The following is an 18,910-nucleotide window of genomic DNA, read 5'->3' on the forward strand; positions in this document are numbered from 1 at the left end:
CTTGTTCAAACAATCGGGGCCACCTCTGTGATCGCCAAGAAAACTTCTGATGGCGTGAATTATTTTTTGGCTTTAGCCACAAAGCTCTCGTAGCTTATATGCGAGAGGTCGATTTCATATCTTAGCTTCTCGATGTCATCCTTTAGCGTTTTTATTTGAATTTCATCTATATAAATGAAGGTTGTCTTGTATTCCTGCTCATGGCCTATCATCTGAGCTAAACGCTCGACCGGAATATAGTTGATAAGCTTGGAGGCGAAAGACTTTCGAAAAGAATGGAAAACTTTTCCAGAATTGGCAGTGAATCCACAATTCTGCTTGTATCCCTTGCATGCGGAGTCCCCGTTAAACCAACGACTGGCATTTTTGCCCCATTTCCCTTTTGCAGCATAGCTAAGTCCGGTCGAGAAAATTTGACCTGATTTGCCGCTGATAAACTCAAGGAATCCCAGTTCTATCAATTTTGAATGGATGGGCACTTTACGGCGACCCGCCTCGGATTTGACGCTCTTTTTCTCCTGCTTATCTTCCTGTTCCTCATCGGTAATATCTATGTACCAAATTCCGTCAGGAGTCTTTTTTATATCTTCAACGAGCAACTGGCAGAGTTCATTGAGCCTGGCACCGGTATACATCGCCAATAGTGGAAGCCAAAAATGATAATCGTGGTTGGCCGTGCGGGATGCCTTTTCAGGAAGAAAGACGTGACCATGGATCAGTTTATCAAGATCCGCATCTGAAAAAGGTTTATAAGAATTCGCCTTGCTTTCCTTTTTGGAGACCTTGATTGTTAGATCTTCAATAATATCTTCGAGAATATACTTTTTCTTTTTAGCAAACTTGATTAGGGAAACAAATAATTCCCAATGCACTGCTTGGTTACGCTTTTCCCAAACCGGCAATTTGGCACGTTTGGCCTCGGCTATTTTTTCCGACAACGTCGCCAGTTTAGCCAGGCTGCCCTTATTGGGATTGGTGGGTATTTTGGGCAAAGTTTCCCAAACATGAATCGCATCTTGATTGGTGATTTCAGAGCAAGGCTTATCCCCAACGATTTCTAGAAGCAGCCCCAGTCGTTGTTTGCCTTGTTCATGAGCATGCTCACCTTCGGTCCATCCATTTCCGAGTTTGTGTTGCACAAATTCGTCGATAACCGAGGCAAGCCGGACAGAACTGGCGACCGGGATCAGCGGCGTCGTTGGGCTGGTCGCGAGGGCGGGCAACCCCAAAGCTTCTATTGCGGCTTGTACGGATTTACGCTCTTCCTCTGGCGCATTCGGGTGGTCAGAGTGGTCCACCGAAATTTGGCCCTGAAATCTGGCGCCGTTAGGCAGGGTAAATAGGCCTGAAATTTGGGTAACGCGAAGGATGTCTTTCGGATCGGGGAAGGGGAATTTCATGTTTTGCAGTTCAGCTACAAATTGGTCGAGCACCGCCCGGTAGGCCCGCGCCATTTTTATAGCTGCGCGCTTGCTGTCGGTGCGGAGTGAGCGCTTGATTTCGCGCTTGTGCTGAAAATGTAGACGAAACTCTTTGGGAATGAAGAGCCGGACGTAATAAATTCCGTGCCGGTTACGGGAGATATTGAGGGCGGTTTTCATGGGTGCCTCGGGCTGGGAGGCGGGGCGACCGGCTCACCGGATCGTCCCACCTTATCGTCTCACCCAGCACTTTTGGCTGAAAACCGCTTCAAAAACAAGATGTTGGTGGAGGTGGCGGGAATTGAACCCTATACCGCCGGGAGCCCAGAAAAACAAGCCCAGCATAATCAACGGTTTGGATAAGTAAAGATACGCAGAGCGGCGGTAAACCGGAGAAAGTGGAGGCAGGCGACCTCCACTCGGGCGCGGGGAGCAGAGCGGGGAAGGGAAGAATGGAAGCGAGAAAGGACGCTCACGCATGGATTCGAGGGGAAACCCGCGCACGCACACACCCACACACGGAGGATCGCCAAAACCTTCCTGGCCTAGGGAACCCCGTTAACCGTGCAACATAATCTAAAAAGCGTGATTTTCCCTTTCAGATTCAGCAGGTTGCAGAAAGTGTTAAATGCAATATCAGTGTAATATCGTGCAACAAATATCGCACGGCGAGGTGTCGGCAATATTGCACTACCAAGGCGGCGCAAAACCCGCTCTAAAGCCATTACGGATCAACAGCTTAGGCCGGATGCGCCGAAAACCCAGGTTGCACGATATTACACTAATATTGCACTAACCGACGATGACGTAAGTCTATGATTTTAAAGGTGAAAACCCCGCTTTTCCGGGGCCGTGTTGCACGATTAACGGGGTTCCCTAGGCCACGACAGGATGAGCGCTAGGCGAGGGGGTTTAGGCGGATGGCGTCGGCCAGATGTTCGGGGGCGAGGTGGGCGTAGCGCATGGTCATCTTGATATCGCTGTGCCCCAAAATCTTCTGCAAGGTCAACAGGTTCCCGCCGCCCATCATGAAATGGGAGGCGAAGGAATGCCGCAGGATGTGGCTACATTGCCCGCTCGGGAGTTCCAGCCCGGCCCGTACCACCGCCCGGCGGAACGCGCCGATACAGCCAGTGAACAGCCGGGCCTCGGGCGACCGGCCCCCGGCGTAGTCCACGAGTTGCTTGAAGAACACCGGGTCGAGCGGCACCGTCCGGGTTTTCTTCGACTTGGTGAACTCGAAAGTCACCCGCCCGTTGTGCAGATGCTTCCGCTTCAGTCCCTCGGCTTCGCCCCACCGCGCCCCGGTGCGGATGCAAATCTGCGCCACCCACCACGTCGATTCATTCAGGCACCCGCTGCTAATGGTGTCCATCAACGTCCCGATTTCATCCTTACTCAAGTAGGAAAGCTGGCGCTCTTGAATCTTGATGGCCTCGACCTCGACCAGCGGGCATTCGTAGGCGATGACCTTCAACTTGCGGAGCTTGTGGAACACCGCCGCCAGATAGCCCTGGTGATTGTTGAAGGTCTTGGCCGTGATCCGCTGTTCCGGTGGATCGGTGACAGTCCGGCGGTAGCGGAATTTCACCCAGTCCTCGGCGGTCAAGCAGGCCGCGATGGGGTTGCCCAGGGCGGCGCAAATCGCGTCCAGGCACCGCCGCCGTTTGTCGTGGTCGGCGAGGTTGATGCCGTGGTATTGGTCCCACAGGCCGATCAACTCCGAAAGCTTGCGCCGGTCTTCATCGGCCCCGGCCTTGGGCAGGTGTTGGGCCAGATAATCCCGCTCGAATGCCTCGGCCTGAACGCGGGTGGGGAATTTCTTCCGCACACGCTTGATGCCCTTGCGATCGATGTCGGCTTCGTAGCGCCCATCGGCCAGCGCCTTGATCGCCACGGGCTAGCTTTTCCAGCCCTTGGTATACCGCAACTCCCCGGACTGCCAGCGTTCCAGCACGTAGGGCTGGGCCAGCCGGAACAGGTCCAGCCGGGTGTAGTCCTCGCCCGGCACGGCCCCGGCGTCGATCAAGGCGTCTTCGATATTGCGGGCGAACAGCAACAGCGTGTCGTGGAAAGTGGTTTCGTCGGTGGATTCAAAGGGGGGAATCAATGGAGTGGGCATGGTTTACCTCTTGGGTGGCTGTGTCAGGTGGTCGAAGTCGGTGCCGGAAACCTCGAATCGGCGGGCGTCCATCATGATGTGCCGGGATTGGTCCGCCGCGCTCAAGTCAACCGCCACCCGCAAGGTGGCTTTTTTCGTTGCCGGGTCAATGGCCTCGATCGCCACGAAGTACGAGGTGCCCAGGGGCGCACCATGGACGAAGTGCGTCCCACGCCAATCAGCATCGACCGCCACCGGCCCCGTGACATCGCAATGGAGGCATGCCTCGAACCCAGCCCGGATATCCTCGCGCCGCAAGGTGATCGACAGGTGGTTGTCCTGATCGCCGCCCAGGTGGACTGTGACCGCCGGACGCCCGGACAAGGTGAATGGGAAATCTGTTACCGATAGCACATGGTCCACGTCCAGCGGCTCGGCTTCCCCGCATCCCGCCGCCATCAAGGCCAGCCCGGCCAACCATCCCCAGCGGATTGGGTTAATGTCCATGTGCCCCCTCTTTCAATGTCCGCAGATGGATTCGCACGGAACCCCATCATGATCCCGGTCCAATTTCGATAGGCCGCAATCGTTCAGATAATGTCGGGCTTCGGCGCAACTGGTCATTTGCCCGCAGGCGCTTTTTGATCCGCACGTCCCACCGCCGCCGGTTCCTCCGGCGTTGGCGGTGTTGGTCTTGGGTTTCTTCTGGCTGCCGTGGCGGTATTCCCAGGGCGGTGTAGGGTTCGCCTTGGCCCACAGCCCCGCGCCGTCTGCGCGGGCTTTTTCTTCCGCCGCCTTGATGGCTGGATCGTGGCCGTACTGGACATAGAACCAGGCCATACCCTGTTCGGCCTGTTTGAGGTTGGCGTCCACGCCATTGCAGGCCACCCGGCCCAGCGTCCTTCCATAGTGATCCTTGCCTTGGTCCCGCACAGTCGCATCCGTGCCAAAGCAGATATCGGACAAGCTTTGCTTCGAGCGCTGCCCGTAGTCCTGGTCGGATTCGGGCGCGTCGATTTCCACTAGGCGCACCTTGGTTCCCTTGCCGTTTTGCATGACGGTGAGGGTATCCCCGTCATGAACCCCCACAACCTTTCCCGTCCAATCGGCGGCGCATGGGCCGCTCATCGCGATCAATAGCGCGGCGCTATAAATCCCCCGCATGGCTTTCCCCTTTTGTCAAGGTGAATATTCACGTTCAAAAACGTGTGACCCGGTTCACATAATCGTGTGTAGTCCCTTAACTCGCCTTGCGGAAACGCCGGATGACTTTCACCCTGGCCGTCTTGGCTTGTTCAACTTTTTCGACAAGGTCTTCGATTTCGTCCCTCTCTTCGGGGTCGAGCATCCGCAGTTTCGCGACAATCACCTTTTCCTGCTGTGAGTACTCTTCTTCCGTGGGTGGAGGCGGGGCGGGCGCTGGCGTTTGGGGCTGCATCCTGGCCCCGGTCAGGATGTAGAAGATATCCGCTCCGACCTTCTCGATAGCCTGCAAATATTCGATATCCGGGGAACTTTTCCCCTGTTCATACGCTATTTGCGTCTGTTTTTTGACCCCGCCGAACCCGCCAAAAATGGGCTGGGAGTGCCCCAGTCGCTCCCGTTCCTCGCGTAGCCGTGCGTGCCAACCATCGGCAAAGAACATTTTTTTAGACCTTCTCTTGCATGGTCGATTTTTTTAGACCACAATAAATCAACACAAGATTTTCCAGGAATCCACAAAACACAATACGTAGGAACCCACGGTAACGGCGTGGGGATGGTTGCCTAGGTATTGGAAAGTTCTGTGTTTTCTTGGGAGTTTACCACAGCCCGGAAGCTCCCCCATGACCCAGAAAAAGAACGCGATCAAGGCGGCACGCACCCGCCAACAAGCCAGGGATTGGCTGCGCCGACAAGGGAAGTCGGTCCCCCAGTTCTGCCGGGAAACCGGCCTGGATACGCAAGCCGTCTACGACCTTTTGAGCGGTCGGGCGGCGGGCACATTCGGCAAATCCCACCGCGCCGCCGTCGCCCTCGGCCTGAAGCTGCCGCCGCCGCCGGACGTTCAAGACCCGGCATAGCGTAGGCCGCCCCCCCACCATCCCAAAATCGGACACCCACCCTAGGAAAAATCACCGATGGACAGCCTCCCCCATGCCCTGCTGGCCGAACTGATCGACCCCGGCCCCTGTACCCCCCGCGAGGCGGAAGTGGTCCGCCTGCTGTGCGAGGGCCGGCCCGTGAAGGGTATCGCCCGCCGCCTGGGCTGCACACCGAAAACGGTGTCCACCCACCTGGAGCATGTGCGGTTCAAGCTGGGGGCGCATAGCCCGGTGCAGGTGGCCTTGATCGCGGTGGCCGAGGGGATGGTGCGGGTATCGCGCCGGGCGGCGGGCGTGCTGTTCGCGCTGGCGATGGGCTGGCAGGCGCTGGATAACGACGCGCTCAGACCCAGGGCGGCGCGGCATCATCGAGCGGGCGCGCGGGTGGCTCAGACCTGGGTGCGGGCCGGGGCGGGGAGGGCGGCGTGAATATGGGCCGCGCCCCCGTTCGCCCCTTCAACCACAGCCCAGCGAGGCAAACCATGAGCGCAAGCGCCACCCAAACTCCGGTTCAGGATTCTGGCCGGGTCCGTCTTTCCCTGGAATTCGCCGGGGTCATCCTGCCCATAGCCAAGGACGAACACGGGCGGGACATCGTTCCCTTGAAGCCTATTTCCGATGTTTTCGGCCTGGATTGGGAAAAACAACGCATCAAGGTCAACAACGGAATCTCCCGCAGATTGGGAACCTGCACCCACCTTATGGTGGGTGGTGGTCAAGGCCGTGAAATGACGTGCATCCGGTTGGACCGGGTAGCGGCCTACTTGAACACCATCAATCCAGAGAAGGTAAGGGCTGTTGGCAACGAAGTCGGGGCCGACTTCCTGGAGCGGAAACAAGAGGAATGGGACGACCTGATCCATGCCTATGAAATGCGAAGCGGGATGTTCGCCACCCAGGCCCAGCGCGAGGCGTCGGCCCGCTCCCGCAAGGTCCGCGATCTGCTGGCCGTGGCGAAGGAGAAGCGCAACACCCAGGACCAAGCCGACCGGCGCGTTTTGGGTGGCTTGATGAAGGGACTCGCCGCAGACCTGGGCGTCCCGTACCAGGAAGAACTGGACGCCTGAAACGAAAGCGGCCCGGAGGTCGGAACACCCTCGGGCCGCGAATACCCACACAAAGACCGGAGAACTGTAATGCAAACCACCGAACAAGCCAACACCGCCAACCGCCCGCCCTATAGCCGAATCACCATCGGCAGGAAGGGCGATCCTGGCACCCTGACCTATAGCATCCCCAACGATGCCCGCCGCATCACGGGCGAAACCTTGATGGGCTTCGTCCGGCGCGTGGGCACCGTGGTTCCAGCCACCCGCTGACCGATCAACCCCGCTGCTCCCGGCGGAATCTCGGGAGGATAACCGGAGGGTGTCGCCTCGACGCGGGCAAACTTCCGGCACTTGGACCCACCGCCGCCGGTAGCTCTCTCCCGGCGGCGGCGCGGCCCTTCCAACACACCAGGAACCGGACCATGAGCGACGATCCCCATAAAACCATCGCCCTGCTACGGGAAGCGCTCAGGATCAACGCGGTGGAAACCAACAAGGTGCGGGCGCAGAACGACGCCCTGCAAAACGACTTGAGGCGCACCCGGCTGGAACTGGCCGATGCGCGGAAAGAGATTGCCCGGCTCTCCGGGCATGAGCGGCAAGGATGAAGCGAAGCGCAGGACGCCAAGCCAAACAGCGCAAACAGTAGACCAGGCGGGATGCCGAAACAAAAAGGGCGGGGCTTCCAGGGGAAGGAAAGCCGCCGCCCATTCCGTCCGCCGGGGATGCTGAATCCATCCCAGGCCGATACCGAACAGGAGCATCATAATGTCCACGATACCGAATGTCACCCAGGGGCAGAATCCGCCCGCCATCCCCCCGCAACTTCCGTTTTCCGCGCTAGTCGCGGACCTCATCGCGGCGGACCGAAACGAGGACGCCTATCAGTTGGTCATTTCCTACGGGATTTGGCTGGAAAATCATGGTGCTTTCGCCCGCTACGCCATCGGCAATGAAGAATCCGTCTGGGTGAACCACGATTTGGAAATCATCCAAGACCCCGACGAAGCCGAGCGCGAAACCGAAGAGGCCGCTTGCTGGGACAACGAAGCGGGGGAATTCTGATGGACGCCCTCGCCCAAGAAAAAACCTGCCCCAACTGCGGCGGCGACGGCTACGTGCCGACCCAGGACCGGACCGGCATCGGTGCCCAGCCCTGTGAAATCTGCGACGCGGCGGGCACCCTCCCGCCCCACGCCCCGCTGTACCAGGAAGCGCTGGACGCCCGCGCCCGGCGGCTGAACCTCAAGCACCAAGCCACCGCCAAGCGCGGCGACCTGGAGCGCCACGACGCCCACGCCCGCAAGCTGGCGAACATCACCGCCGACCGCACCGCCGAGGTGGTGCAAATCCTGTTCCGCGAAGGCCCGCTTTCCCCCGATTTGAAGCTGGCCGCGCTGGACCTGCAAACCGCCGTGAACGTGCTGGTCGAGGTGGTGTCATGAGCGCCACGATCCACCGTTTCCCCACGCCACAGCCCGTGCCGCGCCCGCCGATGCCCTTGGAGCAAGTGCTTCCCATCCTGCCCCAGATGCTGGCCCAAATCGCCCGGCGCGTGGCTCACGGCCAGCCCCGCCAACTCGCCACCGCCCACGCCGAACTCGCGGCGCTGGCCGATTACTTCACCCAAATCAGCGGGGGAACGAGCCATGGCAGACCGTGATGTGATTGAAAACGCATATCCAGGGCAGGAAATTGGCGGCTGGAAGTGTCCGGTATGTGAAGTGGAAATGGCAGATGCGCAGTCGATTGTTTTTACATGTTGCGCTAATGGTCATTATGTTGAATTGGGGCCGATAAGGCGCGGCTGGCGTCCAGCGACTTCATTTTGCCCCGGATGCCACGGTTTCAGTTCCCCGGCCCGGCCCGAGGATTCCGCCGAACGCTGCGAGATGTGCGGCCAGTGGTTGGATGTGTCCTTTTGACGGGCACCCCGCCCCGCCGCTCAGCCTGAATCCCACACCCCAGGTTCCCGCCCGGCCCAGCGCCGGGCGCGGACCCCGCACGCCAAGACACCGCCATGCGCACACAACACACCCGTATCGACCTAGCCCCCGAGATCGCCGCCCGGCTGATCCGGGAATTCCAGTTCAAGGAAGAGGGCACCCACCTCCGCAAGGGCGTTTGTCCCGCCTGCGGCAAGAAGGAGCTTTGGACCTGGGCCGAAAAACCCTTCCACATCCAATGCGCCCGCCTGTCCAAATGCGGCTGGGAGTCCGGCGCGAAAGCGCTGTTCCCGGAACTCTTCACCGAATTCAACAAACGCTATCCCGCCACCCCGGCGGACCCGCTCGCCACCGCCCGCGCCTACCTGCAATATCACCGTGGATTCGATCCGGCCCCGCTTGAGGGCATGTACACCCAGGGCACCTATTGGAATCCCCACGGTGATAAAGGCACCGCCACCGTGCGCTTCGCCCTGGCCGAGGGCGTGTACTGGGAAAAGCTGATCGAACCCGTCCGCATCCAAGCCCCCGGCGAGGAACCCGAAACCCGCGGTGAAAATTTCGGCGGCAAATACAAGGGGCTGGCCTGGGCACCGCCCGGCCTGGAACTGGCCCAGGGCGACAAGCTGTACATGGCCGAGGGGATATTCGACGCCCTGGCCCTGCGTGCCGCCGGAAAGAAAGCCATCGCCCTCATGTCCTGCGCCAACTTCCCCGAACATTTCATCGCCGATCATCGCGACCTGGGTATCACCTGGATTCTGGCCCTCGACCCCGATCCCGCCGGGCGCAAGTCCACCTTGAAGCACATCGCCCGCCTGAAGGACATGGGCCAGAAAACCGGCTGTGTCCTGCCATCCGAAGGCGAGGCCAAGGTGGATTGGAACGATCTGTACCAGCAAGGCAGGCTTGAGGAACCCAGTGCCTGGAAGAACTTCCGCTACTACGGTTCGCTGCTCACCGCCGAGACCCGCGAGGATAAGGCGCGGGTGATTTTCGGGCATAAGGGGCTGAACAGCTTCATTTTCGAGTTCGGCAACCGCACCCACGCCTTCAAGTTGGATGCCGACAAGTACACCAAGGCGCTGGCCGAGGCGGTGGACATCCCCACCATGGCCGGGGACGAAGAGGCGCAGAAGCGCTACGCCCTCGAAGCCTCGGGCAACATCAAGGAAATCGCCACGGTGGCGATGGAATTCCGCTATGTCGAGGTGGCCGAGGAAACCGAAGAAAGCTTGAATTTCCTGCGCATCCGCTACCCGAACGGCACCCCGGCGCAGAACGTGGGCCTACCCGGCAACGTGTTCGCCAGCGCGTCCGACTTTAAAAAACGCCTGCTGTCGGTGGCTCCCGGTGCCCAATGGACCGGCACATCCGACCACCTGGACACGCTCTACCGGGGCTGGTTCTTGCGCCGCCACACCACCATCAAATCCATCGACTACATCGGCTACGACCGCGCGTCCGGGGCGTACCTCTACCACGATTTCGCCATCCTGGCCGGAAAGCTCATCCCCAAGAATCCAGACGACTATTTCGAACTCGGCAAGGCTGGCGGCATGAAAACCACATCGACCATCGGGATCAAGCTGTCCACCGAGATCGACTTGTCATGGTTCGCCGACTACCGCGCCGCGTTCGGCCAGCGTGGCCTCGTGGGGCTGGCGTGGTGGTTGGGTTCGCTGTTCGCCGAACAAATCCGCGAACGGCACGAGAGCTATCCCTTTTTCGAAATGTGCGGCGAACCCGGCTCCGGTAAATCCCGGATGCTGGAATTCCTGTGGAAGCTGTGCGGGCGGAACAATCATGAGGGGTTCAATCCCAACCTCTCCACCATGATCGGGCGGTCCCGCGAGTTCGCCCAGGTGTCCAACCTGCCCGTGGTGCTGATCGAAGCCAACCACTACGACGACCGGCCCCACGTCCGGGTGATGAACTGGGAAGAGCTTTTGACCTTGTTCGATGGGCAAATCGGGCGCGTGTCCGGCGTCAAGAACCAGGGCACCACCACGCGGAACCCGCCGTTCCGGGGGGCGCTCGCCATGAGCCAGAACACCCCGATCAACGCCAGCGAGGCATTCCTGTCCCGCCTGGTGCAAGTGAAGTTCGACAAGCGCGACCACACCCCGGCGGGCCGCGACGCCTCCGAGCGGTTGAACCTGATGGCGGTGGAACGGCTGTCCGGGTTCCTGCGGGCGGCGGTGTGCCGGGAAAAGGAAATCCTGGACCTGTTCAACAGCAAGGTGCGGGCGCACGAGAAATGGATACTCGGGGCGGGCGGCGTGTCTATGGTCCGCATCGCGACCAACCACGCTTATCTGATGGCCCTGGTGGAATGTCTCGCCTTGCTGTTGCCGCTCTCGGAAGAGGACGTGACTCGCGTCCACGGCGTCCTGTACCAACTCGCCATCGACCGCCAGAACGCGCTCAGTTCGGATCACGAGGTGATCGAACGGTTCTGGAACGTGTTCGAGCTCCTGGACCGGAGCGCGGGCAAGGATGCGATGGGCCAGCCTGTTGAGTTGGAGGGCTGGCAGAACCACAGCCGGAACCCCGATACCGAGATCGCGGTGAATATCGAATCGTTCCAGGCCGCGTGCAGCAAGGCGGGGATTGAGGCGTTCCGGGAGAAGGATTTGCGGGCGCTGTTCCCGGACTCCAAGCGTTATAAGTTCATGGAGAATAAGCACGTCAATTCCCGGATTACCGGGACCACGTTGCGGTGTTGGGTATTTTCTAAGTCGGGAGGGAAGTGATATGGCTGCACATGATGTAATCATTTGGGCATCATTTGTTGGTGTGATGATAGAGGCTAGTGGTCCTGATAGATGGGGGAAAATAGATATTGATATATGGGTTTTAAATCCTGCCGTTTTTAGATATCCGCGATGGGATGATCTTATTGGCGCAATAAAGGAAAATGCGGCGGAAATATCGGACATCCTGCCTAAGCATGAGAATATCCAAAAGCCAGTTTGGTTTATTCTGCCTGGGAAAGAAGATGTTGTTGAATCGCCACAGCTTGATTTATTCAACCAGGCGGCTTAGGTGAAACCATGATCACGATCACCGATGAACTAGACCCCTGGGTCAACGGCTGGCTATCCGGCAAGTATGGCGAGCCCGCGTAACTCCGATTAGCGTAGCGTAATCGGAGGAATTAAAACCGTGCGATTACGCTTCGCTAATCGCACTTACGGTCCTTGTGGGATGCTGGGTATGTTGCTGGCGGCAGTGTGGGATATTTTGTGAGGAGGCTTTATGTACAGTGAAGCGCATAAAAGCGAAAAACGCAGGATTATTGGAATACAAGGATTATCAGCAATAAAAGGGGAACCTATAAAATGCGGGGGCTGTGAAACGAAAATGCCAGCTTGGCGCATGTATAAGTGTTTTCATTGTGGAGTTTTTTATTGCGACGAATGCGGAAAATCTCATTTTGGTCCAGATAATGGACCAAGCCGATCAATCCCCCCATAAATCCCCCAACTTAGCCCGCTCCCCCGCCGGTAGCGCCTTGATGACGGCCATTGCCAGTTGCGCGGTGATCGCTACCGGCGGGTTAATCACATGCTTCAGCGCCAAGGTGTACACGAACGACGCCCCGCACCCCATCGTATTCCGGCACTGGCAATACAGGTCGGCGGCGGTGGGCGTGTGGGTTTGGCGGCTGGTGATGACGGCCTTACCGCCACAATGGGGGCAAACAATACGCATGTATCGCCTCAAGTGCTTGGATTTGAAGCGATTATAGCGGACCCGGCGCACGGGGATTAACCCGCCACCGCGCCAGTCCAAACCGGCGGATCGAACCTGATCCGACCGGCGGGCGGCAAAATATCGTTCAGCGCCAGGAACGGCTGCTGCATCGGCGGAACCTCAAGCTGGCAGTAGACCCGCATCACTTTTTCCAGGTCGCCGAACCCGGTCATGTTCTCGGGCATGACGCCCGCGATCCCCGGCTGCATCCGGTGCATGGCGAGCGCGTCCGACCGGGTAATGCTGCTGATCGACATGAGATCGTCTTTGGTGGCGATATCCCCGATGGGGATGACCTTCACCGGCTCTTTCGAGTTGCTGGACCGCCCGATGTTGATGTAGAGGTTCCTGAAGTTCCCCGGCCCCTTCGCGCCTTTGATCTTCTCTTCGATCATCGCCGCCGTTTCATCGTTGATCCCGGCATCGTGGGTGACGAACACATAGCCCATGTGCGCCCCGTTGCGGTAATACTTCCGGCGGAACAGGATCATATCCTCCCGTAGGAATACCGACTGCAACCCGCCATACCATTCCGGCTTGCCGTAAATATCCTGCACCGGATCGTCTTCCTTGATCTGGATAATCTCCCCCGGCTGGTATTCGACCGGCTGTCGCCAGTAAAGCGGATCGGTCCGCAACTCGAAAAACCGCCCCGGCTCCACTCCCACCCGCATATACAGCGCCGGACGGCGTTCCAGGCGCAACACCTGTCCGAACACGTTGCGCACCACCCGGAAATAAGCCATCCCGAACGTATGCCAATCCAGCGCCGCCTTGCGGAAATCGGCATAGCCGAGCATGGGCGAGGGTTGGAACCATTGCGCCAGCATGTTGCGCTTGAAGTAGACGATGGGGCCGTGGTGGGCGTTCGCGTCCAGGCTACGGGCCAGCCCTTCCAGGAAGATCGGCGGAATCCAGTAGCCGAACGTGCTATCCGCGAACACGCCCAGATAATCGGGGACGCGCGATTTCAGCACGGGTTCGGGGTCGCCGAACGAAAAGACGACCGGCATTCCGCCGCCATCGTCGCGGGCCACAAGCTCGCCGGTTCGGGGTTCCAGGGTTTCGGACATGGTGGGCCTCAACTGAAGGCCACGCGGGTGCTGTTCCCGGCGGCGTTGATGGGTTCGTAGATGAGCGCGTGCATGATCGCCCAGGCCACATCGGCATGGCCCAGGGCGTTGGTCCGCGCCGAGTGGTAGGTGATTTGGTTGGTGCCGGGCGTGGTGGTGGTGTGGATCATCAAAAAGGCCGCGGTGATGTCCTTGTCCTTGGCGTCGAATTGCAGGCGCGGCGGCGGCTGCACCACGTCCAGCGCCTTGGTCACAAGGTCGGCCTTGAAATTCAGGTTGTACGTCATGGGCATGGCCTGCGGTAAATCCTGCAAATACGGCCACACGCCTCGACCTTCGCCGCTTACGTCCACCCCGATGTGAACCACGTTGTAGCGCTTCAGGAATTCCTTGATCCGCCGCGCCTGGGACTCATACGACACCTTGCGCATGTCGATCCGTTCCAGCACCCGCCAGGGGTCGGCGGGCTTCAAGGGCACGGCCAGCACCACCACGCTGGCGTTGTCGCCGGTCCGGCTTGGATCGTAGCCAATCGCCACGGGCCGGTTGCCGAAAGGCCGCGCCGCCTTGGGGTTGAAATCCTTCCACTCGCCCGGATCGACCCCGCACGCCAGCAACAGCGCGAGGTTGAAGGCGCTCTTGCTATCGTCGATGAAGTGGCACAGATATTTGTTGCGGAAGGCATCGCCCGCCCTGCCGCCGTTCTCATCCTGCAACTGTTCCAGGTCGAACAAATCACAGCCCGCCGCCGCCGCGTCCTCAATGGTGACGATCTGCCGCCAGAACCGATCCGCGCCTTTCTTCCCGGCTTTCAGCCCGGCATGGGAAATATCGAACTCGGCTTGATCCTTTTTCGCCTTGGCCTTGTTGAAGTGTTCGCCGGACCAAAGCTCATAGGCCGGGTGGCTGATAGCCGAAGGCACCGAAAACAGCGTGCGCGTCCATTTCTTGTGCGAGGCCATACCGGACGCCTGATCCCACACCTTGCGGAAATTGGGAATCCAGAAAATCTCATCGACATAGAGGTGCCCGTGATAGCTGGCGGCGGTGCTGGCGTTGGTGCTGACAAACCGGAGTTCCGCGCCATTGGATAGCGTGATGGCCGGACTGCCCTTGAGTTCCACGCCAAAGTGGGCTTGCGCGAAGGCGATGATGTACGCCTTGAACACCTCGGCCTGATCGCGGGAACTCGACAGGAAAATCTGATTGTCGCCGGTCAAGACGGCGTTCTCGAACGCCTCCCAGGCGAAGTAGTAGGTTGCGCCGATCTGGCGGCTCTTCAGGATGAACCGGGTCCGGCGCGTCTCGGGATCGTAGCGGCGGGCGTGCCACTCAAGCTGATAGCTGAAGAACAACTTTTCCCGCACCGCCGCGAGCTGCTCGGCAGTGATCCCGGACACATCGTTCTTGACCTTCTTTTCCCGCTTGCCCTGGCCGTTCTGGCGGCGCTTGGGCTTGGCCTCGGCTTCGTCCGCTTCGCCCTCGTCCGGCAAGGGCGCGTCCAGCGGGGCGCGGTCGATTCGACGGGCCTTCGCGAGCGGCACGGCCAGCGCTTCCAGCCGCTTCAACAGCATATCGAGTTCGGCCTGTTCGGTCTTGCTCTTGTTCTCCCGGTCCGCCAGCACGCAAATCCGGCGCGATACGACCTCTTCCACGCCCGAGGTGGGCGCGAGCGCGTCCCATCCCTCTTGTTTCCGCCAGTCGTAAATCTGCCGCACGTTGGGTAGGCGCAGTTCGGCGCGGATTTCTTCCATGGTAAAGCCACGGAGGAATAGCCGTTTTGCGGAGGCGCGGATTTCTGGGGAATAGGGTTTTGCCATGCCGGTATTGTGGCGGCGCGTAAGCCATGGGCGAACCGGCAAAATTCCTATTCGGCTCCTAAATTGAAAATCTAGGAATTATCAGGAATGAAATGGTTTGATGGGTGGGGAAATACTGCCTAGCCTATAGCCTCGAATGATTTCAAGGCAGGCCGGAGCGGCGATGCAGAACCTCAAAACCGACTGGAAAAACCTGGGATCAAGCGGGCCAACTATCGACGGTAGGACTATTCCGCCAGAAGCCGTGATTTCCGCCGCTGAAACCTACGATCCCGAGTTTTTCGCAGGCAAAATGTTCCCCGATCATGACCGGGTATTCATGCCAAACTTCGGGAAGATACTAGCCTGCCGGGCGGTGAAAAATTCAGATGGAAGTGTGACTATGCAAGGCATTATCGCGCCCAATGAAAACTATATTTATGCCAACCAGAAGGGGCAGTACCTGAATTTATCCATGGAATTGCTCCCGGATTTCCCGAAGAAAGGGCAGTGGTATTTGATCGGTTGCGCTCCCACCGACAAAGAGGCTGCTACCCGCACCAGTGAAATCAGGTTCTCCACCGATACCGATCCCGCCATTTTCGCCTTGAATACCCCGTGCGACCTCGGCATCACCCCCCCTATCCAGCCCAAGCCGAACTTTTTCAGGCGGCTGTGGAATCCGCCCAATCCAACCCCTGAGGACGATGACATGGCCGACAAAGCCGCCCTTTTGCAGTTGCAAACCCAACTGTCCGCCCTGCAAACCCAGTTCGCCGCGCTGAACCCGGCTAATCCGCCCATGCCAGCCCCGGCCCCGGCCCCCGCTGCCGCCCCGACTGCCGAGGAATTCACCGCACTGAAGCAGCAATTCACCGAGCTATCCGCCCAGGTGGCCGCGCTGGTCAAACCCGCCGATCCGGCCCCGGCTCCCGCGCCCGCACCGGCCCCCGCGCAGAACGATTACAAGGCGCTGGCCGATGCCATTGCCGCCTTGAGCGCCCAATTCACCGCCGCGCTGGGAGCGCCCGCGCCGGGCACCACCCCGCCCCCGACCAATCCCGGCGGCGGCGGCAGCACCAAGGCGTTCCTGTAATCCCATCCCAAAATTAGGAAACCGACATGGGCATCCTTTCCGATACCGGGCGCAGACGCGCCGAAGAGTTCCGTTCCCAGTTGCGGCAGTTCCATGGCGCGACCGATGGCGTCCAGGCGTTCACGGTCGATCCCGCCCGCGCCCAGGAAATCCACCTGCTGATGGCGCAAGACGCCTCCCCGTACTTGGGCCTGATCGACAACCAGCCACGCTCCGATATGCGAGGCGACGTGCTGTACATGGGCGATTCCGGCCTTGTGTCCAGCCGCACCAATACCGCCGCGCCGGGCACTGAGCGCACCCTGAAGAGCGTCCACAGCCTCGATAAAAACACCTATGACATGTACCCGGTGGAGCGGGACATCAAGATCGGTTATTCCGTCATCGACTCGTGGTCGCACCTCCCCAACTTCATGGATGTGTGGGCAGCGATGGTCCGCCGCGCTATCGGCAACGATATTTTGCGAGTGGGCTGGAACGGCACGTCCTACGCCGCAAGCACCGATATGACCACCTATCCGCAGGGCCAGGACGTGGCTAAGGGCTGGCTGGAATTGGCACGCGACTCCGATTCCGCCGAAGACTACTACGTGGACGGTTCGGGCGGCGAGGTGGCGCTGGGTTCGGAGGAGTTCCCGAACTTGGATTACATCGTGGCCACGACCAAAGGCCGAGTGCATGTGGTGTACCGCAATGACCCGAACTTGGTGGCGATTGTTTCGCAAAACCTGATCGACCATGAAGAGCAGCAGTTTTACAAGCAGAACGGGCGCAAGCCGACTGAGAAATCCAAGTTGCTGGAAAACGGCATCATCGTGAAAACCTACGGTGGACTGCCCGCCTATTCCCCGCCGTTCCTGCCCGATGGCGTGGTGGGCTGCACTACATGGAAAAACCTACAGCGCCTCTTTCAGCCGTCCAGTATGCGCCGCAAGGTCGAGGACAAGCCGGAACTCAACGCCTACGCCGACTGGAACAGCGACAACGAATGCTACGCCATCGGCGACTACCGGGCCTTCGCCCTGGTCGATGGCATCACTATCGAAGAAACCCAGCCGCTTGAATAAGCGCCCCTACCCAGCGCAGAGGCAAACATGAGCATCATCAAAGCCATCCGCCACCGGGCGCGGAGCATGGTCGAGCATATCCGCAACGCCATCGGCGCATCCGCCGTCAACGCGGTCAAGGCCACGGACATCCTCGACCTGGGCGCTGTTCACAGTTTCACCAAGATTGTCGCCGTCAAGCGCGGCTTGGCCAGCACCGGGGAAACCCTGCTGATCGAGCAAGCCCACGATGGCGATCAAGAGTCGCCCACTTGGGTATCGTGCCCGGCGGCGGCATTGACCGGCCTCGTGTCCAGCCCGGCCAGCGCCGCCAATATGGTGGTGGCGGCGGTGCCCACGGCGCGGTGGGTGCGCGTCAAGCACACCAACGGCAGCGACAACGCCCAAACGGCGCTGATCCTGGAACTCACCGCGCAATAGGCCAGCCATGAACCCGCTATCCCGCATCGCGGCAAAGCGCCGCGAACAGAAGGCGCAAGCCCAGGCCAAGCCGAAGGCGCAAGTCCCGGCCCCGGCCCACCTGAACCCCTTGGCCCGGATCGCCGCCAAACGGCGCGAACAGAAAGCCCAGGACGAGGCCATGCCGCCGGCACAAGCCCCGACCCGCCGGAACCGCCTGCCGCCCGCGAATGCCCAGCGCAACGCACCGCCCGAGGCCGCGCCGGAACCCATCGCCGCCGACGAGGCATCGCCCGTCGCCCTGGGCCACATCGCGCAATATCAAGCGGCGGTGGATGCCCATATCGCGGCCATGGCCCCGATGAAAGACCTGACCGAGCGGCAAGCCTACAAGGCGGCGACGGCCCTGCCCGAGATCATGCCCTTCGTGGATGGCTACATCGACAACGGCGACCGTTACCCAAACAGCGTGGCGGTGCAGGCGATGATCTGGCTGTTCGACGTGGGCAATATCGGGCGGGCCCTGTCGCTGGCGTTCCGCCTGATCGCCCAGGGCATTCATCCCATGCCCAATCGGTTCGACCGGGACATGCGGACCTTCGTCTGCGATGCCCTGTATGACTGGGCATCCGAACAACTGAAGGCCGGGCAAGACGCGGCACCGTATCTGCCGCAGTTGCTATTCGCCATCGAGGCGAACAAGTGGCCGCTACACCCGGCGGTGATTTCCAAGCTCTACGTGATGGCGGCCAAGCACCTGGAACGGCTGCAACTATTCGGCGAAGCCGCGAGCGCATGTATGCGAGCCATGGAGGCAAACCCCGAGGGCCATGGCTGCAAAGGGCTGTATGCCCGCTGCTTGCAGGCGCAGAAACTGGCGGACCAAGCCAGCGCATAACGATTACATCATTTGGGATATAGCCATGTTTGACTGGATTAAATGGCTTTTTAAAAAGCCTGCGGCTTCCTCCAATAAGCAGCCGACGAGATTACCGAAAGCTCCACCCAGACCAGCACAAACCAGTGTCACAAAGATTCATCCAGCCGAATCACGGCGAGCCGATGACGATTATTTGGCAAGCCCGCTTCACCCATTAAATCAGGCGCTGCTTAACA

23 protein-coding genes are annotated in these 18,910 nt (G+C 59.8%); 14 read left to right on the plus strand and 9 right to left on the minus strand.

Translation table 11 applies throughout. The features are described 5' to 3' along the window. Positions 1 to 59: 59 nt before the first annotated feature. From B9N93_RS05860 to B9N93_RS05885, 6 genes are all read right to left on the minus strand, one after another. Positions 60 to 1,601 carry a site-specific integrase gene (locus tag B9N93_RS05860; protein WP_085211749.1) on the minus strand — a complete coding sequence of 514 codons (1,542 nt, stop codon included), beginning with the start codon at positions 1,599 to 1,601 and terminating at the stop codon, positions 60 to 62. Between the two features lie 718 nt (positions 1,602 to 2,319). After that, on the minus strand, positions 2,320 to 3,318 hold the full coding sequence (locus tag B9N93_RS05865) for a phage integrase (RefSeq protein ID WP_085211751.1): 999 nt from the start codon (positions 3,316 to 3,318) through the stop codon (positions 2,320 to 2,322). Positions 3,319 to 3,321: 3 nt separating this feature from the next. Then, entirely contained in the window at positions 3,322 to 3,543 is a 222-nt protein-coding gene (locus B9N93_RS05870) for a hypothetical protein (protein WP_085211753.1), read from the minus strand. A 3-nt stretch (positions 3,544 to 3,546) separates the two neighbouring features. After that, positions 3,547 to 4,029 carry a hypothetical protein gene (locus tag B9N93_RS05875; RefSeq protein ID WP_085211755.1) on the minus strand — a complete coding sequence of 161 codons (483 nt, stop codon included), beginning with the start codon at positions 4,027 to 4,029 and terminating at the stop codon, positions 3,547 to 3,549. 12 nt (positions 4,030 to 4,041) lie between these two features. After that, positions 4,042 to 4,611 (minus strand): thermonuclease family protein, encoded by a 570-nt coding sequence (locus B9N93_RS05880; protein ID WP_176225147.1) that lies wholly within the window; start codon positions 4,609 to 4,611, stop codon positions 4,042 to 4,044. A 151-nt stretch (positions 4,612 to 4,762) separates the two neighbouring features. Next, a complete protein-coding gene (locus B9N93_RS05885) occupies positions 4,763 to 5,167 on the minus strand; it encodes a helix-turn-helix domain-containing protein (RefSeq protein ID WP_085211758.1) in 405 nt (134 codons plus the stop codon). 181 nt (positions 5,168 to 5,348) lie between these two features. On the opposite strand from B9N93_RS05885, the gene B9N93_RS05890 reads away from it, so the two are divergent. The 10 genes from B9N93_RS05890 to B9N93_RS24515 all read left to right on the plus strand — a co-directional run bounded on the left by B9N93_RS05890 (position 5,349) and on the right by B9N93_RS24515 (position 11,649). After that, positions 5,349 to 5,585, plus strand: a complete 237-nt coding sequence (locus B9N93_RS05890) for a DNA-binding protein (protein WP_085211760.1) — start codon at positions 5,349 to 5,351, stop codon at positions 5,583 to 5,585. Between the two features lie 57 nt (positions 5,586 to 5,642). Then, complete coding sequence (locus B9N93_RS05895; protein ID WP_085211762.1) at positions 5,643 to 6,035, plus strand: response regulator transcription factor; 393 nt, start codon at positions 5,643 to 5,645, stop codon at positions 6,033 to 6,035. Positions 6,036 to 6,088: 53 nt separating this feature from the next. Next, complete coding sequence (locus B9N93_RS05900) at positions 6,089 to 6,673, plus strand: phage antirepressor N-terminal domain-containing protein (RefSeq protein WP_176225148.1); 585 nt, start codon at positions 6,089 to 6,091, stop codon at positions 6,671 to 6,673. A 69-nt stretch (positions 6,674 to 6,742) separates the two neighbouring features. Continuing rightward, the gene (locus B9N93_RS05905) at positions 6,743 to 6,925 is read left to right on the plus strand and encodes a hypothetical protein (protein WP_085211766.1); all 183 of its coding nucleotides are present in this window, start codon (positions 6,743 to 6,745) and stop codon (positions 6,923 to 6,925) included. 152 nt (positions 6,926 to 7,077) lie between these two features. Beyond that, the gene (locus B9N93_RS05910) at positions 7,078 to 7,263 is read left to right on the plus strand and encodes a hypothetical protein (protein ID WP_085211768.1); all 186 of its coding nucleotides are present in this window, start codon (positions 7,078 to 7,080) and stop codon (positions 7,261 to 7,263) included. Positions 7,264 to 7,423: 160 nt separating this feature from the next. Then, entirely contained in the window at positions 7,424 to 7,720 is a 297-nt protein-coding gene (locus B9N93_RS05915) for a hypothetical protein (protein WP_085211770.1), read from the plus strand. Beyond that, positions 7,720 to 8,100 carry a hypothetical protein gene (locus B9N93_RS05920; RefSeq protein ID WP_085211772.1) on the plus strand — a complete coding sequence of 127 codons (381 nt, stop codon included), beginning with the start codon at positions 7,720 to 7,722 and terminating at the stop codon, positions 8,098 to 8,100. Before B9N93_RS05915 ends, B9N93_RS05920 begins: the two co-directional genes overlap by 1 nt. Next, positions 8,097 to 8,318 carry a hypothetical protein gene (locus B9N93_RS05925; RefSeq protein WP_085211774.1) on the plus strand — a complete coding sequence of 74 codons (222 nt, stop codon included), beginning with the start codon at positions 8,097 to 8,099 and terminating at the stop codon, positions 8,316 to 8,318. Before B9N93_RS05920 ends, B9N93_RS05925 begins: the two co-directional genes overlap by 4 nt. A 357-nt stretch (positions 8,319 to 8,675) precedes the next feature. Beyond that, positions 8,676 to 11,357, plus strand: a complete 2,682-nt coding sequence (locus B9N93_RS05930) for a toprim domain-containing protein (RefSeq protein ID WP_085211776.1) — start codon at positions 8,676 to 8,678, stop codon at positions 11,355 to 11,357. Position 11,358: 1 nt separating this feature from the next. Then, on the plus strand, positions 11,359 to 11,649 hold the full coding sequence (locus B9N93_RS24515; RefSeq protein ID WP_125468862.1) for a hypothetical protein: 291 nt from the start codon (positions 11,359 to 11,361) through the stop codon (positions 11,647 to 11,649). A gap of 417 nt (positions 11,650 to 12,066) precedes the next feature. On the opposite strand, the gene B9N93_RS05935 is transcribed toward B9N93_RS24515, so the two are convergent. The 3 genes from B9N93_RS05935 to B9N93_RS05945 are packed head-to-tail and all read right to left on the minus strand — an operon-like array spanning position 12,067 to position 15,253. Continuing rightward, positions 12,067 to 12,318 (minus strand): ogr/Delta-like zinc finger family protein, encoded by a 252-nt coding sequence (locus B9N93_RS05935; RefSeq protein WP_085211778.1) that lies wholly within the window; start codon positions 12,316 to 12,318, stop codon positions 12,067 to 12,069. Between the two features lie 56 nt (positions 12,319 to 12,374). Next, positions 12,375 to 13,433 (minus strand): phage portal protein, encoded by a 1,059-nt coding sequence (locus B9N93_RS05940; RefSeq protein WP_217807271.1) that lies wholly within the window; start codon positions 13,431 to 13,433, stop codon positions 12,375 to 12,377. An 8-nt stretch (positions 13,434 to 13,441) separates the two neighbouring features. Continuing rightward, the gene (locus B9N93_RS05945; RefSeq protein ID WP_085211780.1) at positions 13,442 to 15,253 is read right to left on the minus strand and encodes a terminase large subunit domain-containing protein; all 1,812 of its coding nucleotides are present in this window, start codon (positions 15,251 to 15,253) and stop codon (positions 13,442 to 13,444) included. 163 nt (positions 15,254 to 15,416) lie between these two features. Here B9N93_RS05945 and B9N93_RS05950 point away from each other — a divergent pair, with 163 nt between their 5' ends. Genes B9N93_RS05950 through gpM form a run of 4 tightly spaced genes read left to right on the plus strand, consistent with a single transcriptional unit; the run spans position 15,417 to position 18,692 of the window. Further along, positions 15,417 to 16,328 carry a GPO family capsid scaffolding protein gene (locus B9N93_RS05950; RefSeq protein ID WP_176225149.1) on the plus strand — a complete coding sequence of 304 codons (912 nt, stop codon included), beginning with the start codon at positions 15,417 to 15,419 and terminating at the stop codon, positions 16,326 to 16,328. A 26-nt stretch (positions 16,329 to 16,354) separates the two neighbouring features. Continuing rightward, complete coding sequence (locus tag B9N93_RS05955; RefSeq protein ID WP_085211784.1) at positions 16,355 to 17,395, plus strand: P2 family phage major capsid protein; 1,041 nt, start codon at positions 16,355 to 16,357, stop codon at positions 17,393 to 17,395. 27 nt (positions 17,396 to 17,422) lie between these two features. Continuing rightward, a complete protein-coding gene (locus B9N93_RS05960) occupies positions 17,423 to 17,815 on the plus strand; it encodes a hypothetical protein (RefSeq protein WP_085211786.1) in 393 nt (130 codons plus the stop codon). A 7-nt stretch (positions 17,816 to 17,822) separates the two neighbouring features. Beyond that, positions 17,823 to 18,692, plus strand: a complete 870-nt coding sequence (gpM, locus tag B9N93_RS05965; protein ID WP_085211788.1) for a phage terminase small subunit — start codon at positions 17,823 to 17,825, stop codon at positions 18,690 to 18,692. The last annotated feature ends 218 nt before the right edge of the window (positions 18,693 to 18,910 follow it).

The sequence above is a fragment of the Methylomagnum ishizawai genome (assembly GCF_900155475.1).
Taxonomy (GTDB): domain Bacteria; phylum Pseudomonadota; class Gammaproteobacteria; order Methylococcales; family Methylococcaceae; genus Methylomagnum; species Methylomagnum ishizawai_A.

Excerpts from the sequence above, each read along its gene's own strand:
- B9N93_RS05860 (WP_085211749.1), bottom strand. The coding sequence starts at position 1,601 with ATGAAAACCGCCCTCAATATCTCCCGTAACCGGCACGGAATTTATTAC.
- B9N93_RS05870 (WP_085211753.1), bottom strand. The coding sequence starts at position 3,543 with ATGCCCACTCCATTGATTCCCCCCTTTGAATCCACCGACGAAACCACT.
- B9N93_RS05875 (WP_085211755.1), bottom strand. The coding sequence starts at position 4,029 with ATGGACATTAACCCAATCCGCTGGGGATGGTTGGCCGGGCTGGCCTTG.
- B9N93_RS05885 (WP_085211758.1), bottom strand. The coding sequence starts at position 5,167 with ATGTTCTTTGCCGATGGTTGGCACGCACGGCTACGCGAGGAACGGGAG.
- B9N93_RS05890 (WP_085211760.1), top strand. The coding sequence starts at position 5,349 with ATGACCCAGAAAAAGAACGCGATCAAGGCGGCACGCACCCGCCAACAA.
- B9N93_RS05895 (WP_085211762.1), top strand. The coding sequence starts at position 5,643 with ATGGACAGCCTCCCCCATGCCCTGCTGGCCGAACTGATCGACCCCGGC.
- B9N93_RS05900 (WP_176225148.1), top strand. The coding sequence starts at position 6,089 with ATGAGCGCAAGCGCCACCCAAACTCCGGTTCAGGATTCTGGCCGGGTC.
- B9N93_RS05905 (WP_085211766.1), top strand. The coding sequence starts at position 6,743 with ATGCAAACCACCGAACAAGCCAACACCGCCAACCGCCCGCCCTATAGC.
- B9N93_RS05910 (WP_085211768.1), top strand. The coding sequence starts at position 7,078 with ATGAGCGACGATCCCCATAAAACCATCGCCCTGCTACGGGAAGCGCTC.
- B9N93_RS05915 (WP_085211770.1), top strand. The coding sequence starts at position 7,424 with ATGTCCACGATACCGAATGTCACCCAGGGGCAGAATCCGCCCGCCATC.
- B9N93_RS05920 (WP_085211772.1), top strand. The coding sequence starts at position 7,720 with ATGGACGCCCTCGCCCAAGAAAAAACCTGCCCCAACTGCGGCGGCGAC.
- B9N93_RS05925 (WP_085211774.1), top strand. The coding sequence starts at position 8,097 with ATGAGCGCCACGATCCACCGTTTCCCCACGCCACAGCCCGTGCCGCGC.
- B9N93_RS05930 (WP_085211776.1), top strand. The coding sequence starts at position 8,676 with ATGCGCACACAACACACCCGTATCGACCTAGCCCCCGAGATCGCCGCC.
- B9N93_RS24515 (WP_125468862.1), top strand. The coding sequence starts at position 11,359 with ATGGCTGCACATGATGTAATCATTTGGGCATCATTTGTTGGTGTGATG.
- B9N93_RS05935 (WP_085211778.1), bottom strand. The coding sequence starts at position 12,318 with ATGCGTATTGTTTGCCCCCATTGTGGCGGTAAGGCCGTCATCACCAGC.
- B9N93_RS05940 (WP_217807271.1), bottom strand. The coding sequence starts at position 13,433 with ATGTCCGAAACCCTGGAACCCCGAACCGGCGAGCTTGTGGCCCGCGAC.
- B9N93_RS05945 (WP_085211780.1), bottom strand. The coding sequence starts at position 15,253 with ATGGCAAAACCCTATTCCCCAGAAATCCGCGCCTCCGCAAAACGGCTA.
- B9N93_RS05950 (WP_176225149.1), top strand. The coding sequence starts at position 15,417 with ATGCAGAACCTCAAAACCGACTGGAAAAACCTGGGATCAAGCGGGCCA.
- B9N93_RS05955 (WP_085211784.1), top strand. The coding sequence starts at position 16,355 with ATGGGCATCCTTTCCGATACCGGGCGCAGACGCGCCGAAGAGTTCCGT.
- B9N93_RS05960 (WP_085211786.1), top strand. The coding sequence starts at position 17,423 with ATGAGCATCATCAAAGCCATCCGCCACCGGGCGCGGAGCATGGTCGAG.
- gpM (WP_085211788.1), top strand. The coding sequence starts at position 17,823 with ATGAACCCGCTATCCCGCATCGCGGCAAAGCGCCGCGAACAGAAGGCG.